The organism is Olivibacter domesticus (genome assembly GCF_900109575.1).
Classification (GTDB): Bacteria; Bacteroidota; Bacteroidia; order Sphingobacteriales; family Sphingobacteriaceae; genus Olivibacter; species Olivibacter domesticus.
Genome location: NZ_FOAF01000008.1, coordinates 226006 through 242713 on the forward strand (window position 1 = coordinate 226006; position 16708 = coordinate 242713).

A 16708-nucleotide genomic window follows, 5' to 3' on the forward strand; every position below is an offset into this window, starting at 1 on the left:
TCGGTTATTTTTGATTTAATATCTATCTGCCACCGCGTCCGCCGCGAGCACCGCCGCCTCCGCCGCCACCGCGACTCATGCCGCCACCACTAAAGCCTCCTGAAGAACGACTTGGAGAAGGAGTGTAAGATGGTCTAGAGCTCTGCGTACTTGGTCGTGAATAACTTCCACTAGGCCTTGATGTTGGCCTTGAGCCACTGCTTGGCCTGCTTATTGATCCAGATGGTCTTTGCATGCCAGATGGCCTATTATAATCGGGTCTTCCACCGGTGCTTGGTCTCACTGTTGACGGACGATATCCGCCACTTGGACGTCCAGATGTTCCAGGGCGCATTGACGAAGGTCTATTACCAGGTCTTGATTGACCTTCATACCTACCGTTTGCTCTATTATTCATGTCGCCATTGCTTCTTGAAATGCCTGACCTAGAACCCACACCTCTCGTACTGGAAACTCTACCGTTTGTCCTTGTGCCATATGAATTACGCGTATTACTCGTTCTAGAAGCATATCTTCCATTTACACCAGCACTTGATCTAGTAATGGATGAACGACTATTTAAACGACTGCTATAACCTGGACGAGCAGCATAAGTGGCGCGACTAACGTAGCCACCACCCCAGCCCCAGCCAGGATAGCCCCAGCCGCCACCCCAGTAACCACCGCCCCAGCCCCAGCCAGCACCGTAGTATGAGTATGGACCCCACCAAGGAGAACCCCAGCCTCCCCATCCACCAGCATAGTAAGGGTTGCCCCAACGGCCACCCCAGCCGAAGCCTCCGCCCCAGCCCCAACCGCTACTCCAGCCAAAGCCAATACCTAGGCCACCGCCCCAGCCCCAGCCGCCACCATAGCTGTACCATGGGTCAAAAAATGGGTCGTAATAGGTCATCCCAGGCGTTGCATATTGAAATCTATTGATGCGGTTCGCATATTCAGAATCACTGTATTCATCCGTATAAGCGTCTCCATAGCTATCAGCATAATCATCTTCGTAATAATTTCCATTCTGATCAGCATATTGGTCGGCATAAGCAGTTGTATCCGAATCAGCGTATTCATCATAACCATCTGCAGGTGCTGCATATGCATCATAATAATCTGGACTGCGATAGGCTACTTCCCTCGCTTTACTCTTGCCCCCATAAACATCATCCTGAAAAGTATTTTGTGCATATTGAGGAGTAGCGCAAGCACCTAACGATAGGGCTCCTACTATCATAGCACCTTTTATAATTGATGGTTTACTTTTCATTGTTTTTCCTTTCACTATAATTGTGGTTTTATATCTTTTAGACATACTTAAATCCAAAAGGTTTAATAGGTAAACGGCTGTAAAAATGTATCTGCTACAAAAATAATTTAATAATCCTTACATTCGCAAAATCACTGTAACTTTGAGGCGATTTTAACATTTTTAACAAACTTTAACATTTACACTAGTTACAAAATACAAATATTATTCCAAACATACAACAATGAGTAAAGGTATTACCAGTAGAAAAGAAGATTATTCACAATGGTATAATGAATTAGTAAATAAGGCTGATTTGGCTGAGCATTCGGCCGTGCGTGGATGTATGGTTATTAAGCCCTATGGCTATGCTATATGGGAAAAAATGCAAGCTGCCTTAGACCAAATGTTTAAAGATACGGGGCATAGTAATGCCTATTTCCCTCTTTTCATTCCAAAGTCATTTTTTTCAAAAGAAGCTTCTCATGTAGAAGGTTTTGCTACCGAATGCGCCGTTGTGACACATTACCGTCTAAAAAATGACGGAGCTGGAAAGATTGTAGTGGATGAGGATGCTAAATTAGAAGAAGAACTTATTGTACGTCCAACCTCAGAAACTATTATATGGAATACCTACAAAGGATGGATTCAATCCTATCGTGATTTACCTATTTTAGTAAATCAATGGGCGAACGTAGTGCGCTGGGAGATGCGGACGCGTTTATTTCTCCGTACAGCTGAATTCTTGTGGCAAGAAGGTCATACAGCACATGCCACGGAGGAGGAAGCAATTAAGGAAACGGAACAGATGCTCGACGTATATGCTACATTTGCCGAAAAATGGATGGCACTACCGGTTGTTAGAGGGCGGAAAACTGAAAATGAACGTTTTGCTGGTGCCCTAGATACTTACTGTATTGAAGCGCTTATGCAAGATGGAAAAGCGCTCCAAGCAGGTACTTCCCATTTCCTCGGCCAGAATTTTGCAAAGGCTTTTGATGTAAAATTTACATCGAAGGAAGGTAAATTAGATTATGTATGGGCAACATCTTGGGGAGTATCTACCCGCCTAATGGGTGCACTTATTATGGCGCATTCGGACGATGCTGGTTTGGTTCTACCGCCAAAATTGGCTCCGATACAAGTTGTTATTGTACCGATTTATAAGACAGAAGAGGAAAGTAAACAGATTGGAGAATTGGTAGATAAGCTTACCTCCGAGTTAAAACAGAAAGGGATCTCTGTTAAATATGACGATCGGGATACACAGCGCCCGGGATTTAAATTTGCCGAATGGGAATTAAAAGGCGTACCGGTAAGGATAGCTCTTGGAGCCCGCGACTTACAGAATGGTACGGTGGAATTGGCTAGGCGAGATACCCAAACAAAAGAGACCGTTTCGAGTGAAGGTTTAGCTGACCGAATTGAAAATCTTTTGGCAGATATTCAGCAAAGTATTTTTGAAAAGGCATTAGCTTATAAAAATGAGCGAATTATTGAAGTTAATTCTTATGAAGAGTTCAAGGAAGTCTTAGCAGGTGAGGGTGGTTTTATTTCGGCTCACTGGGACGGTACCGTAGAAACGGAAAAGCGAGTGAAAGAAGAAACCAAAGCAACTATCCGTTGCATTCCACTCAACAATAAATTAGAAGATGGTACGTGTATATTTACAGGAAAACCCTCTAAACAACGGGTATTATTTGCTAAAGCTTATTAATTTTTGTCGGTTGCCAGTTACCAGTTGTGCGTATATCTACTGGTAACTTACAACTCACAGCTCACAACTAGAAAAGAGATGAAATTCGCAACAAAAGCCATACACGCAGGGCAGCATCCGGACCCTACAACAGGCGCGGTGATGACGCCTATTTATCAAACATCCACTTACTGGCAAAAATCGCCTGGCGACCATCAAGGGTACGAGTACTCCCGAGGTACAAACCCTACGCGTAAAGCGCTCGAAGATTGTATAGCATCGTTGGAAAACGCGCAATTCGGCTTGGCATTTTCGAGTGGAATGGCAGCTACTGATACCGTGTTAAAGCTATTACGCCCTGGCGATGAAGTGATAACAGGAAACGATTTGTATGGAGGCTCATACCGTATTTTTACAAAGGTATTTGAGAACTACGGAATTAAATTTCATTTTATAGATCTAAATAACCCTGAAAATATAAAGCAATATCTTTCCGATAAGACGAAGCTTATTTGGATCGAAACGCCCACTAATCCTACCATGCAGATTATTGATATCGCTGCTGTTGGAGCAATTGCAAAAAATGCCGGTGTTCTATATGTGGTGGATAATACCTTTGCCTCCCCTTACTTACAGAATCCTATCGATCTGGGCGCGGATATTGTGATGCATTCTGTTACAAAATATATAGCAGGACATAGTGATGTAGTGATGGGAGCTTTGGTGACAAATAATGAGGACCTTTATAAACAGTTGTTTTTCTATTACAATGCCTGTGGAGGAACTCCAGGGCCTCAAGATAGTTTCCTAGCGCTACGAGGCATCAAAACACTGCATTTAAGAATGAAGGCCCATTGTGAAAATGGCCGACAGGTGGCTACTTACTTAAAAAGCCATCCACGTATAGAAAAAATTTATTGGCCTGGATTTGAAGATCATCCGAATCATGCTATTGCCAGAAAACAGATGCGCGACTTTGGTGGAATGATTTCTATTGTGTTAAAAAATGCTTCATTGGAAGATACCTTTAAAGTAGCATCCTCTTTTCAGGTTTTTACACTCGCAGAATCTTTAGGGGGTGTAGAATCTTTAATAAATCATCCAGCTACCATGACACATGGTTCGATACCTAAAGAGGTACGAGAAAAAGTTGGAGTAGTTGATAACTTAATCCGTATTAGTGTGGGTGTAGAAGATATTGAAGATCTTTTGAAAGATTTGGAGCAGGCATTGAATAGTTGAGTAGTTAAAGGGTTAACTATTTCCCTATTCAACGACTTAACCAATTAACAATATGGATTTAAAAGATTTCCTCGACCGAAAAGTTGAACAATATAATCAACCTGGTTTTATTGTAAATGATCCTATTTGTATTCCACATCAATTTTCACGTAAGCAGGATATTGAGATTATTGGTTTCTTTGCCGCTATACTAGCATGGGGACAAAGGAAAACGATCATTAATAAATGCAATGAATTGATTGATAGGATGAGCGGAGCGCCCTATGACTTTGTCGTAAACCATCAGGAAAAAGAACTGAAAAACCTTCTTGGATTTAAACATCGTACCTTTAATGATACAGATTTGCTTTATTTTATAAGTTTCTTTAAAAATCATTATAAACAATTTGATTCGTTGGAACAAGCCTTTGTTCGTAAAACACGGAGGTCGGTCTTTAGAGAAGAATATTTTGTAGAAGAGGAAGGGGAGAGCGAGAGAATAGAATTAAGTGGGGAGGTTTGTTATCAACAGGAAATGATCGTTAAACCCTTCAGTATAGAGTCGTCCCTTAATAATTTTCGTTCTTATTTTTTTAGTTTGCCTGATTATCCATCACGAACAAGAAAGCACATTAGTTCCCCACTTCAAAAATCTACTTGTAAACGATTAAATATGTTCTTACGATGGATGGTACGAAGCGATCACCAGGGAGTTGATTTTGGCCTTTGGAAAGAAATTCCTATGAACGCTCTTATATGCCCATGTGATGTTCATGTCGAGCGTGTTGCCCGCTATTTTAAGCTGATATCCCGTAAACAAACAGATTGGCAAACAGCAGTTGAACTTACAGAAAATCTTCGATCACTGGATCCGGAAGATCCTGTGAAATATGATTTTGCGCTATTTGGATTGGGAGTGGAAGGGGAGCTTTAGCTTGTTGAATAGTTGAAGTAGTTTAGTAGGGGAATAGTTCAATAGTGATAATGTATAGCGGGAAGTCATTTTAAAACGATTCAATAACAAACAACTCAACGACTTAACAATTCAACTAATATCGTTTAATAGCCCGTAACATCTCTCTTTTCCCTGGTGCTCCTTGCACTTTCTCAATGGAAAAACCTAAAGATTTCATGATTCTTTTTAAGTTCCCGGTAATAGCATAGGTCACAAAGACACCCCCAGGTTTCAAAAAACCGCAAACATGACTGAGCGTTTGGCTATTCCACATTTCTGGTTGACGTGCAGCTGCAAAAGCATCAAAATAAAGCACATCGTAAACGTTTGTAGTATTGAAGTCCAACGCGAGCTGATTTGCAACTTCGAATGATATATTGTCTGTAAGTAGCTGAGGTTGTTTAAAAGATTGATTGTAAAGATTGCAAAATGACTCCCATATCATCGCATCAACTTCTTTTCCATAGCCTGATTCGGTAATTGTATTTGCAGGTAATGGGTAAGCCTCTACGCCTGTGTATTTTAGCATTAATTGGCTTTCCAAACAATAGTTTGCTGTTAAGAGGAAATTTAAACCCGTTCCAAAGCCAATCTCTAATATAGATATAGGTGCTGTTATAGCAGCGTGTTCTTTTGATAGAAAATATTGCAGGCCAGCTGCTAAAAATACGTGTTTACTCTCTTGAACGGCCCCGCGTGTAGAATGATAATGTTCCCCTACGATCGGATTAAAAATTGTCTTGGAGCCATCGTCGGTAATTACAAAATCCATTGTTTTACGTTAAGTTGTTGAGACGTTGAATAGTTGGGGTTATTTAATAAATTCATTTACAGCTGTGCTCAGATCATACACCGGCACCTTCACTGAATGCGCTATAATGCTTGATCCGATGGCAGAACGATAGCCCCCAGCACAATGCACTACGATAGGTTTTTCATCGGGTATTAAATGAACAGATTCTCGCAGACGTGGTAAAGGGATATTAATCGACTCTTTAAATAATTTTCCCTCTTTTACTTCTCCTTCGTTTCTTATGTCGATGATGATAAATTGGTTCGGGTTTTCTTTAAATGATGTTAAGTCGAATACGTCTGATAGTTTGTTCCCGCTAGAAGCAATTAAGTACCCTTTGCACTGGGTTTCATACCCTATTTTTGCAAGTTTTTCCATTACTGCCTTTGCCTGCTCATCCTCATCACAAATCAAATAGAAAGATTCACCTGGCGAGACGATACTTCCTAGCCAGGTTTCAAATTTATTGCCATTCGGAATATTTATTGCTTGTGGGAAATGGCCCAATCTATATTTCTCTGCCGAACGAACATCGATTTGTAATATATCCATTTCGACGATTTCTGCTTCTTCCAAACGTATGATATGTGCCATGCCAGTGTCAAAATTTTCGGCTCCTACACGATTAAGCGCTACATCATAATTAAAATATTTAGGGACAAAAGGCTGATCTGTCGTAAGTAGTTTAACAAAGCGTTCTTCATCCATCTCCTGTAAGGCATGGTTTTCCTCCAACTCACGCCCGATGGTACTGTGCAAGTCCTGACCCATATTTTTTCCACACAACGAGCCCGGTCCATGTGCCGGATATACTATCACATTTTTAGGTAAAATAGCTATTTTATTTCTTAAGGAATGATACATAGACTTTGCTAAGGCTTCCGCCTTGGCCTGTAAACTTCCTGCATTTTCTCTTAAATCAGGCCTACCTACGTCGCCTACAAAAAGTGTGTCGCCCGTAAAAAGTGCGTTTTCCTGTCCTTCTTCATCCAATACCAAAACACAAATACTATCAGGGGAATGGCCGGGAGTATTAATCGCTTTTAACGAAATGTTTCCAAATGAGAGTACATCACCATCATCAAAAGTGTGGTGTGGGTATGCTGCTCCAACAAGCCTACTGGCATAGATGGGTGCACCAGTTTTTTTATGGATCTCCAGATGCGAACTTACAAAATCAGCATGTGGATGTGTTTCAATTACACCAAGAATCTTGGCATGATTTTCTCTTGCAAAGGCGAGGTACGGACTTGGATTTCTGGCTGGATCGATGAATACAACTTCGTTGTTACTTAAAATAGCGTATGAGGCATGTGCTAATCCGGTATCGTAAAATTGCTCTATATGCATAAATTGAAAATATAGGCAAAGGTACAAAAAACCGATAAGGTAGGCAGACGTATATTGTCAAATAAATATAATGAGAGTACTTATTAATATAATTGGCCTTTCTTTTTTATTAACTGTTTTCTCTGTGAGATTGCCAGATCGTGTATTCGGTTCCAGGCAAAGTATCGGAGAAATCACAGCAGGTGAAATAGACGAAGCTTCCGGTTTAGTCTGTGGAATAAACAACAAAGGATATTTTTGGACTCATAACGATAGCGGAGATAACGCGAGGGTATTTCTGCTAGATAGCGTTGCTAAATTACGAGCTACCTATTACCTAGAAGGAATTCAGTCACGCGATTGGGAAGACATCGCTACGATGACAGTAGGAGGGAAGAACTACTTATTGGTAGGCGATATCGGCGATAATTTAGGACACCATACTACCATTCGTATTCATCTTTTTGAAGAGCCCACTCTTCATACAAATGGCCATGCGATAGATACGGTTAGACACAAAGACATCACCACGTATAATCTCAGATATGAAGATGGTCCACGTGATGCCGAATCGTTGTTTTTTGATCCAATAGATAAGAAGCTATATATCATAAGTAAGCGCGACCTCATGGCAGGTGTTTATGAAACAACTTTGCCCGATAATAGCATTGACACATTAGTGCTAAAAAGAAAAACATCCATTCCTTATACCTTTATCACCAGTGCAGCTATTTCTGCTGACGGTAAAGAAGTATTAATAAAAAACCTATTAAATGTCTACTATTGGAAACGAAAACCAAAAGAGTCAATTGTCCAACTTTTTAAAAGAGAAGGGCTTGTGCAGCCCTATGATGCGGAACCCCAAGGAGAAGCCATCACCTTTGCGAGAGACGGATCTGGTTATTACACAACGAGTGAGCGTCCATTTGGATTGAGTTCCTACATTTATTATTACCCTAGGGAAAAGAAATAGATTAATCGTTATTAGTTGCTCGTAATTAGTTATTCGTTTTTGCTACTTTGTTATTCATTATGGTTCTATGCGCGGACTGATAACGTTAACAAAGTCAATAGAATTTGGTCGAGGTCGTCCTGTGATGATCTTTATTCCTTCATCTTAAAAATCAGTAAACCAACTTAACTATTTATTAACCTAAAATTAATAACTCCTTATTGCTAATTAAACATAAACTTAATGGTTGTTTTGTCAATTGGCAACTGTTTGATTTTTATGTATTTATGTCCGTTTTTTATTGCTTTGTTGCTCTTAGGTTAACGTCAATTGGAGAGCGGTTTATTTTTTGTAACGTCTGCATTCGATCGTTTACATGATACATTCTTCAATTTAGCGACATCAACAATTGCACTGCAAATGCGGCGGAAGCAAAACACTTAAACCATTAAAAAAAATGAAAAGATTTTTTACAACAAGTTTACTCATTATGGCCACTTTACTGGGATATGCACAAGGGCATGGCGTTATCTCAGGAAAGATCATGGAAGCAATCAGTAAAGCCTCTCTGCCAGGAGCTACCATTCGTTTAAATGTGGGAAATAGATATACTATTTCAGATCAAACAGGTAATTATGAGTTTTTAAATGTACCTGTTGGTACTTATGAGCTCGAAGTGGTGTATATGGGTTATCAGACTAAAAAACAGCCTGTTGTCGTTCAAGATGGACATAATATAGTTGTAAACCTATCACTGGAAGATGGTTCTGTAACAATGAACGAGGTAGTGATCATGGGTGATCGGTTAAGAGGACAAGCGCGAGCACTTAATCAACAAAAAAATAAACCGAATATTACCAATATTATTTCTTCAGACCAGGTAGGACGCTTTCCAGATGCCAACATAGGAGATGCTTTACGCAGGGTGCCGGGGATTACCATGCAGAATGATCAGGGAGAGGCAAGAAATATTATTGTGCGAGGCTTATCGCCCGAATTGAATTCGGTGACATTAAATGGCGATCGGATTCCTTCAGCCGAAGGGGATAACCGGAGAGTACAGATGGACTTGATCCCGTCGGATATGATTTCTACTATCGAAGTAAATAAAACGCTTACGCCAGACATGGATGCCGATGCGATTGGTGGCTCCGTGAATTTAATTACCCGGGCATCGCCTAATGGACAGCGCATATCAGCTACCTTGGGTGGTGGTTATAATCCACTCCATACAACGCCTATCTATACAGGAGCCTTCGTGTATGGAAATCGTTTTGCTAACAATAAATTTGGTATGGTTGTCAGTGGCTCTTATAATAACAACCATCTGGGCTCAGAAGGTGTAGAAGGTGAATGGAAGCGTGACGATCAAGGTAACGCGTGGTTGGCAAGAGAAGATATTCGTTATTATGATGTACAACGTATTAGAAGAAGTATTGCTGGCGCATTTGATTTTAAGGCCAACGATAACCATAGTTTTTTTGCTAATATCATGTACAATTGGAGAGATGACAGAGAAAATCGGTTCCGTGTACGTACCGATATGGAACTGGCAGATGAGGATGCGGGCATTGCAGGTGGTTTTATTCTGGATAAAATTTCAAGAGAAACAAAAGGAGGAATTAATAATAGCCGAAATAAAAATAGACGATTGGAAGATCAACGGGTGCAGAACTATTCAATTGGTGGTAACCACCTACTTTTGCCAAGTTTGGATATGGATTGGGCCGTTAGTTATTCTAAAGCAAGTGAAGACAGGCCGAATGAACGCTATATAAATTACGAATATGAAGATGCGCTGGAAATACAGCAAGTCCCATCGTCAAATGATAGGCCGATTGATTTAGTCTTTAACAGACCGAATGCTGCATTGAGCGAGTTGGATGTGATCAGTGAAAACCACGATTATACAAGCGAAAGTGAGTGGGGAGGCAAGCTCAATTTTCGTATACCTTTTTCTTTAATTGATGGTGAAAAAGGACGCCTGCGTTTTGGTGGTAGACTACGGATTAAAGATAAAAAGCGTAATAATATATTTACTGAATATACGCCTGTTGGAGATGAATACGCCTCTTTAGGAGGGGTGCCTACCTTGAACTGGACAGGTAGTTTCGCGCCGGGCAATCAATATGCTCCAGGCTTATTTGCTGATAGACGTGTTTTAGGAGATCTTAATTTAACAGACCCATCCCTGTTTACAAGTGAGTTAAATCCAAGCGAGTTTCTAGCCGTTAATTACCAGGCAAAGGAACGCATTATCGCTGAGTATATCCGTTGGGATCAAGATTTTAGCAGTCGGCTTTCCATGATTTTAGGCGCCAGGGTAGAGCATACCTACATTAATTATACCGGGAATGTGATAGAAAATGAAGAAGATCTATCTGGTACAAGAAGCCAAAAGAATAATTATACAAACATTTTACCGAGTGTCAGTTTCAAGTATGTGCCACAGGAGGACCTGATTTTGCGGGCGGCTGTCACAACTGCCTTAGCGCGACCCAATTATTATTCGATAGCACCCTATGTGCAGTCGGTAGCCGACGGGGATGATAGCCAGGTAACGGCTGGTAATCCAGCTTTGAAAGCCACCTATGCATGGAATTTTGATTTAATGGCAGAAAAATATTTTACATCTGTAGGTATTCTCTCAGGAGGTCTTTATTATAAAAACTTAAAGAATTTTATATATAAATACAGTAATAGAAATTATACATCAAGTGATTTCGCAAACGACTTTCCAGGGGCCGTGAACTTGGTTCCGGAGGGAGAAAGTTGGCGTTTTGTGCAAGATAGGAATGGTGAAAGCGTAGATGTGTATGGTTTTGAAGTGGCCATTCAAAGGCAACTCGACTTTTTGCCGGGCAAGTTCTTAAGAGGTTTTGGCATATATGCCAACTATACTTATACCAAATCGAAGGCAAGGGGAATTGCTGATGCAGATGGAAATCCAAGAAATGACATCACATTGCCTCAAACGGCCCCACATATGTTCAATGGATCCCTATCTTGGGAAAATGAACGTTTCTCTGCACGTGTTTCTGCCAATTATACGGCGGCTTATATCGATGAAATTGGCGAAGATGCCTTCTTTGATTTTTATTATGATAAACAATTTTTCTTGGATGCAAATGCATCCTATAAATTTGGTAAATATTACAGAATATTTGTGGAGGCTAATAACCTCACCAATCAATCCATGCGATACTATCAAGGCGCGAGTAACCGACCTATGCAGAACGAGTTTTATAAACCTAGGTACAGTTTAGGGATAAAATTTGATTTGTAAATTACCGTAGGGTTTTTAGGCGCATCATTGGTGTTCTTATTCCAACAAGCAGACGAGATTTTCTCGTCTGCTTGTTGTTTTTTATAGCAATGTTAGGATGTTGAATGTTTAACAATAACTTAACCTTGTCTTTATAAATTTGTGATTACTATGATACCTCGGTTTTTTATTGCTTGTTTTCTTCTGTATTTCATTTGTTTGGGGACGACAACCGCGCAATTTAATACTTCCTTACAGGACGTGCGGCAGCGTTTGGAACGCTTTGCAGTTCGGCCAGCTGACTCATTGTTTGTGGTTGAAAATACAGCCTATAAAGAGGCCCTTATGCAGGGTGATATAAAGAAGCAGGCTTTATCGTTGCAACATATGGGTCAACTCTGTTACGGTATGGGTTTGGTAGCCCAATCTCTAAATTATCATCTACAGGCAGAGGAACTGTTAAAAGTCCTTGGTCAAAATAGCATGCGGGCTAATAACCTAAACGATTTAGGCTTGTTGTTGCTATTGAATAATCAGGGCAAAGAGGCAAAACAGTCGTATCAGGAGGCAATAAAGATTTATACAAACAATAATGACCAAAAAGGCCTTGCCTATACGTATGGTAACTTAGGACATTTATATGAAAAAAGGAGTGATTATGATAGTGCTTTTTTCTTTCAAACAAAAGCAATGAAAGCCTTAGAACTTATAAAAGATCTTGATGGAATAGCACTCATACATGAAAATCTGGGAAGTATCTATGAAGATAAGGAACAATATGATGTAGCTTATCTACATTTTAGCAAAGCGTTAGATAGATTTAAGGTAAATGGTAATGTCCCTATGTTAATTGATGCTTATAATAATGTGGGAGATGTTTTACGTAAAACAGGTAGGTATCAGGAGGCGCTCGTTTATACCAGGAAGGCTTTACAACTCTCCAATGAAACGAAAGCTTATAGTAGATTGAGCAGTGCTTACAGGGATCTTGGAAAGACATACAATTTTCTAAATAAAACGGACAGTACCTTTTACTATTTAGAGTTGAGCAGGCAGCTATATATAAATATATATAATGAAGATAGTAAGAATCAAGCAGCACTCTTGAATGTTTTATATGATATTAATCAAAAGGATGCCCAAATAGCAGATATGGCACGTCAAAAAAGGACAGCCACCATTCTTTATTCCGCGTCTGCCATCGTGGCGATGCTACTCATAATATTGTCCATTGTCTTTATAAAAAATCAACGGCAGCGAATTATTAATGAGCGGAATATACGCGAAAAAGAAAGCGCTTTACTGTCGGCTAAGCAGCAATTAATGGAAGTTGAATTGAGGAATAAGAAACTTCAGGAAGAACAGTTAAAAAAAGAGGTAGAGAATAAAGCGAGAGAGATTTCTTTGCATACACTGCAGGCGATAGAAAAAAATCAATTGTTGGAAGAAATGAAAAAGGCCCTTTCAGAGATCATTAGGAATGACAGCCGAAGTTATAAGAGAGAACTTAGACAGCTATTGAATAAGATCAACCAAAGTTTTCATAAAGAGGTACATTGGGATGATTTTAGAAGAATTTTTGAAGAAATAAACCAAGATTTTTTTTATCAGCTTCAAAAAATAAATCCAGATTTATCGGCTACCGATTTACGACTTGTTTCTTTAATAAAATTAAATATGAACACCCCTGATATTGCAGCCCTTTTGGGTATCTCGGCCGACAGCTTGCGCGTTTCTAGGTATCGCCTGCGCAAAAAATTAGGTCTTGAACAGGGAAAAAGCTTGACTTCTTTTTTGCAAGCAATTTAGAAGAAATAGTATCAAGACTTCCTTCGTCGCTTATTATTGGTCGTTCGTTTTAGTCAGCTTATAAGCTTTTCGCTAAAAATTCATCATTCAACACTTATCACTCATCGTTGATCACCCACTATTTATAACTTAAATGCCTTTGTTCACTAATTGTAACGCTAAAAATTTGCGTTAGATTGCTTTGAACGGCATTTTTGCGGTAAATTTACGAGACGATGAACAATAGAAATAAGATCATTTTAGGTTTATGCCTTACTGGCGGAATGCTCTTTTCCGCTTGTTGGCAAGAATCGAGTCGAGTTGTTAAAGAGACTTCGAACGATACAGTTGATACGCTTAGAGCGGATGTTATAACAGAGACAGTTAAATATGATAGTGATGATCCAGCGATTTGGGTCAACCCAACGGATGCAAGCAAGAGTTTGATCATTGGCACGGATAAAGATAGTGACGGTGGTTTATATGTATTTGATTTAAAGGGGAAAATTGTCAAAAAACTGGGAGGAATCAAACGCCCTAATAATGTTGATATTGCATATGGCTTTCTGCTTAATGGGAAAGCTATTGACATTGCCGTTGTCACCGAACGCGAAACGAATAAGCTGCGGGTTTTTAGTTTACCGGATCTATCTCCAATAGATGGTGGCGGAATAGAAGTCTTTGTCGGAGAAGAAGAGCGAGCGCCTATGGGAATTGCTTTATATACAAGGCCACAAGATCACGATATATTTGCCGTCGTAGGTAGAAAATCCGGTCCTGCTGAGGGTTATTTGTGGCAATATAAACTGGTAGATGGTGGCAATGGGAGGGTAAAGGGATCCTTCGTACGTAAGTTCGGGAAATATAGTGGTAAAAAAGAAATAGAAGCGATAGCCGTTGATAATGAGCTTGGATTTATTTATTACTCAGATGAACAGACTGGTGTAAGGAAATATTATGCCGATCCCGACCGCCGTAATAATTCAGAGCTTTCCTTGTTTGCACAGAAAGGTTTCTCTAAAGACCATGAGGGAATTGCCATTTACAAAACGGGCGATAGTACGGGCTATATCTTAGTTTCCAATCAAGGTTCTCATACATTTATGGTATATCCGAGAGATGGAACAAAAGAAAATAGTGACTTGTATCCACTCTTAGCTGAAATCCCGGTAAGTGCCATGGAAACAGATGGTGCAGATGCCACCGCGAGAGGTTTAGGGGAAGCGTTTCCAGAAGGCGCTTTTGTGGCAATGAGCACTAACAGAACCTTCCACATTTTTGATTGGAGAAAAGTTAAAGCACGCATTGTGGATGCGTCGAAATAAGAATAGCATTGTATATAAGAAGGTGTCTAAAAGGCCGTCATTTCGAGCGAAACGCAGTGAAGTCGAGAAATCTTTATAATAATTGCTTCTTTATCAGATTTCTCCATTGCGCTTCACTCCAGTCGAAATGACAGCTGTAAGCTTTTTAGACACCCGTCTATGCTATTTTGTTTCCAATTAAAATATAATATCTTTGTACCTTGTAAAGCTGAAGAATTACCCAGATGCTAAGCTTTATTTTTTCTTTTTGGATTTTTGCTAAAAAAAATAACCCTTTGTCTACTAAGTCTATCTAGAATTTTCTTGCAGATTATCTTCTTTGTCGACTTAGTGACGGTTTTAAATCAACCAATAAAATTATAGCGATGAACTTTATCTCCAAAGAAGAAGTATTAAGTGCCTGTCTTTCCCCTGAATTAGATAGCAGGTTCAAACATTTATGGCATTTAATAGGAAATACCCCCATGTTAGCATTGCACTATTCTTATAAAGGTCGGAAAAACAAGATATATGTTAAATGTGAACATTATAATCTCACAGGAAGCATCAAAGACCGAATGGCGCTTTACATTATGTATCAAGCCTATTTAAAATGTCAAATAAAACCACATGACACCATAGTGGAGGCCACAAGCGGAAATACCGGAATTGCATTTTCTGCAATCGGAAAGGCCCTAGGTCATCGGGTAAAGATAATTATGCCAAACTGGTTAAGTCGCGAACGGATTGATATCATCAAAAGCATGGGAGCGGAAATTATCTTAGTGAGTAAAGAAGAGGGAGGTTTCTTGGGAAGTATTAAAATGAGTGAAGAAATGGCCTCTCGAGGAGGTGTTTTTTTGCCACGGCAATTTGAGAACCAGTTTAATTCGGAAGCACACGAGCGTACAACCGGGAAAGAAATTAGTGAACAATTAAGAAGTATAGGAATAAAACCAGATGCTTTTGTTGCCGGTGTAGGTACTGGAGGTACCGTCATGGGAGTCGGGGCCTATTTACGGCAACAATACCCACAGGTACGTATCCATCCTTTAGAACCTGCTGAAAGCCCTACACTCTCAACTGGGTATAAAGTAGGAACACATCGTATCCAGGGAATATCAGATGAATTTATCCCCTCCATTGTTCAGTTAGATAAATTAGACAAGATAGTAAAAGCAAATGATGGTGATGCGATTCTTATGGCGCAGAAGTTAGCAGGCCAATTGGGGCTTGCGGTAGGGATTTCCTCTGGTGCAAATGTAATCGGCGCAATAAAGCTTAAAGAAGAACTGGGAAATGACGCAACAGTTGTTACCTTATTATGTGATGATAATAAAAAGTACCTGAGTACAGATTTGGTGAAGACAGAGCCGATGAAAGCGGAATATGTTTCGATAGCAACTGATTTTACAGAATATAGCCCTATCTGCCGTTTAAAGGAGCCTATTTTTGGAGCGTATTAAAAAAATATTTATTAAAACACACGAAATGAATACGCCATTATCCTTTATTAAAATAATCACATACACCCTGATTTTTTGGTTTACTCCTGTCTTGGCTCAAAATGTAGATACCATTTCATCAGATGATATTGAGTTCACCGAAATAACGGAAGATACCAGTACCAGCAACGACAGTCTTTCTGTCCTGGATCAGCAAGAAAAGGTGGCACAGGCGCTGCAGGGAAGTACCGTGAAAGCTGGTGACGAAACAGACATTTCCCTCTGGCAGATATTCATTAACGGACTGCTCTTCGGTTTTGCAGCCATCCTGATGCCCTGCATTTTCCCGATGCTTCCCCTAACGGTCAGTTTTTTCACCAAAAGGGCCGGTACACGGGCCAGGGCCATTGGACAGGCAACCATCTATGGTTTATCCATTATTATCATTTACGTCGCCCTGGGCATGCTGGTCACCATCTTCTTCGGCTCAGATGCGCTCAATGCCCTCTCTACCAATGGTATCTTCAACTTCCTGTTCTTTTTATTACTGGTAGCCTTTGGAGCCTCCTTTCTGGGAGCCTTTGAGATCACCCTGCCCAGTTCATTTGTCAATAAGATCGACGCCAAATCTGATCAGGGAGGGCTCATAGGGATCTTTTTTATGGCTTTCAGCCTTGCCCTGGTGTCTTTCTCCTGTACAGGTCCGCTGATAGGGACCCTGCTGGT

General features: G+C 40.1%; 12 protein-coding genes. 9 read left to right on the forward strand and 3 right to left on the reverse strand.

The genetic code is table 11. The features are described from left to right. Positions 1 to 22 precede the first annotated feature (22 nt). Positions 23 to 1255 carry a hypothetical protein gene (locus BMY50_RS28205; protein WP_162276652.1) on the reverse strand — a complete coding sequence of 411 codons (1233 nt, stop codon included), beginning with the start codon at positions 1253 to 1255 and terminating at the stop codon, positions 23 to 25. Positions 1256 to 1478: 223 nt separating this feature from the next. Here BMY50_RS28205 and proS point away from each other — a divergent pair, with 223 nt between their 5' ends. The 3 genes from proS to BMY50_RS22375 are packed head-to-tail and all read left to right on the forward strand — an operon-like array spanning position 1479 to position 5085. Next, the gene (gene proS, locus BMY50_RS22365; protein ID WP_093329328.1) at positions 1479 to 2951 is read left to right on the forward strand and encodes a proline--tRNA ligase; all 1473 of its coding nucleotides are present in this window, start codon (positions 1479 to 1481) and stop codon (positions 2949 to 2951) included. A gap of 39 nt (positions 2952 to 2990) precedes the next feature. Continuing rightward, positions 2991 to 4172: a cystathionine gamma-synthase gene (locus BMY50_RS22370; protein WP_262496944.1), complete on the forward strand. Its 1182-nt coding sequence runs from the start codon at positions 2991 to 2993 to the stop codon at positions 4170 to 4172. A 52-nt stretch (positions 4173 to 4224) separates the two neighbouring features. Continuing rightward, complete coding sequence (locus tag BMY50_RS22375; protein ID WP_093329334.1) at positions 4225 to 5085, forward strand: TIGR02757 family protein; 861 nt, start codon at positions 4225 to 4227, stop codon at positions 5083 to 5085. 115 nt (positions 5086 to 5200) lie between these two features. Here the strand turns inward: BMY50_RS22375 and mnmD are convergent, their stop codons facing one another. Then, positions 5201 to 5878, reverse strand: coding sequence for a tRNA (5-methylaminomethyl-2-thiouridine)(34)-methyltransferase MnmD (mnmD, locus tag BMY50_RS22380; RefSeq protein WP_093329336.1), 678 nt, complete (start codon positions 5876 to 5878; stop codon positions 5201 to 5203). A 39-nt stretch (positions 5879 to 5917) separates the two neighbouring features. Further along, positions 5918 to 7249 carry an MBL fold metallo-hydrolase gene (locus BMY50_RS22385; RefSeq protein ID WP_093329338.1) on the reverse strand — a complete coding sequence of 444 codons (1332 nt, stop codon included), beginning with the start codon at positions 7247 to 7249 and terminating at the stop codon, positions 5918 to 5920. 70 nt (positions 7250 to 7319) lie between these two features. Between BMY50_RS22385 and BMY50_RS22390 the strand changes: the two genes are divergently transcribed. The 6 genes from BMY50_RS22390 to BMY50_RS22415 form a co-directional block, all read left to right on the forward strand. Further along, on the forward strand, positions 7320 to 8201 hold the full coding sequence (locus tag BMY50_RS22390; protein ID WP_093329340.1) for a hypothetical protein: 882 nt from the start codon (positions 7320 to 7322) through the stop codon (positions 8199 to 8201). A gap of 436 nt (positions 8202 to 8637) precedes the next feature. Beyond that, on the forward strand, positions 8638 to 11466 hold the full coding sequence (locus BMY50_RS22395) for a TonB-dependent receptor (protein WP_093329342.1): 2829 nt from the start codon (positions 8638 to 8640) through the stop codon (positions 11464 to 11466). Positions 11467 to 11616: 150 nt separating this feature from the next. Further along, a complete protein-coding gene (locus BMY50_RS22400) occupies positions 11617 to 13254 on the forward strand; it encodes a tetratricopeptide repeat protein (RefSeq protein ID WP_093329344.1) in 1638 nt (545 codons plus the stop codon). Positions 13255 to 13469: 215 nt separating this feature from the next. Further along, positions 13470 to 14558 (forward strand): phytase, encoded by a 1089-nt coding sequence (locus BMY50_RS22405; RefSeq protein ID WP_093329346.1) that lies wholly within the window; start codon positions 13470 to 13472, stop codon positions 14556 to 14558. A 365-nt stretch (positions 14559 to 14923) separates the two neighbouring features. Continuing rightward, positions 14924 to 16003 carry a PLP-dependent cysteine synthase family protein gene (locus tag BMY50_RS22410; protein WP_093329348.1) on the forward strand — a complete coding sequence of 360 codons (1080 nt, stop codon included), beginning with the start codon at positions 14924 to 14926 and terminating at the stop codon, positions 16001 to 16003. 25 nt (positions 16004 to 16028) lie between these two features. Continuing rightward, positions 16029 to 16708, forward strand: a 680-nt coding sequence (locus BMY50_RS22415; RefSeq protein ID WP_317040860.1) for a cytochrome c biogenesis protein CcdA, incomplete at its 3' end; no start/stop codon positions are given.

What these genes read in the sequence shown, in the direction of transcription:
- BMY50_RS28205 (WP_162276652.1), bottom strand. Translation starts at nt 1,255, where the DNA reads ATGAAAAGTAAACCATCAATTATAAAAGGTGCTATGATAGTAGGAGCC.
- proS (WP_093329328.1), top strand. Translation starts at nt 1,479, where the DNA reads ATGAGTAAAGGTATTACCAGTAGAAAAGAAGATTATTCACAATGGTAT.
- BMY50_RS22375 (WP_093329334.1), top strand. Translation starts at nt 4,225, where the DNA reads ATGGATTTAAAAGATTTCCTCGACCGAAAAGTTGAACAATATAATCAA.
- mnmD (WP_093329336.1), bottom strand. Translation starts at nt 5,878, where the DNA reads ATGGATTTTGTAATTACCGACGATGGCTCCAAGACAATTTTTAATCCG.
- BMY50_RS22385 (WP_093329338.1), bottom strand. Translation starts at nt 7,249, where the DNA reads ATGCATATAGAGCAATTTTACGATACCGGATTAGCACATGCCTCATAC.
- BMY50_RS22390 (WP_093329340.1), top strand. Translation starts at nt 7,320, where the DNA reads ATGAGAGTACTTATTAATATAATTGGCCTTTCTTTTTTATTAACTGTT.
- BMY50_RS22395 (WP_093329342.1), top strand. Translation starts at nt 8,638, where the DNA reads ATGAAAAGATTTTTTACAACAAGTTTACTCATTATGGCCACTTTACTG.
- BMY50_RS22400 (WP_093329344.1), top strand. Translation starts at nt 11,617, where the DNA reads ATGATACCTCGGTTTTTTATTGCTTGTTTTCTTCTGTATTTCATTTGT.
- BMY50_RS22405 (WP_093329346.1), top strand. Translation starts at nt 13,470, where the DNA reads ATGAACAATAGAAATAAGATCATTTTAGGTTTATGCCTTACTGGCGGA.
- BMY50_RS22410 (WP_093329348.1), top strand. Translation starts at nt 14,924, where the DNA reads ATGAACTTTATCTCCAAAGAAGAAGTATTAAGTGCCTGTCTTTCCCCT.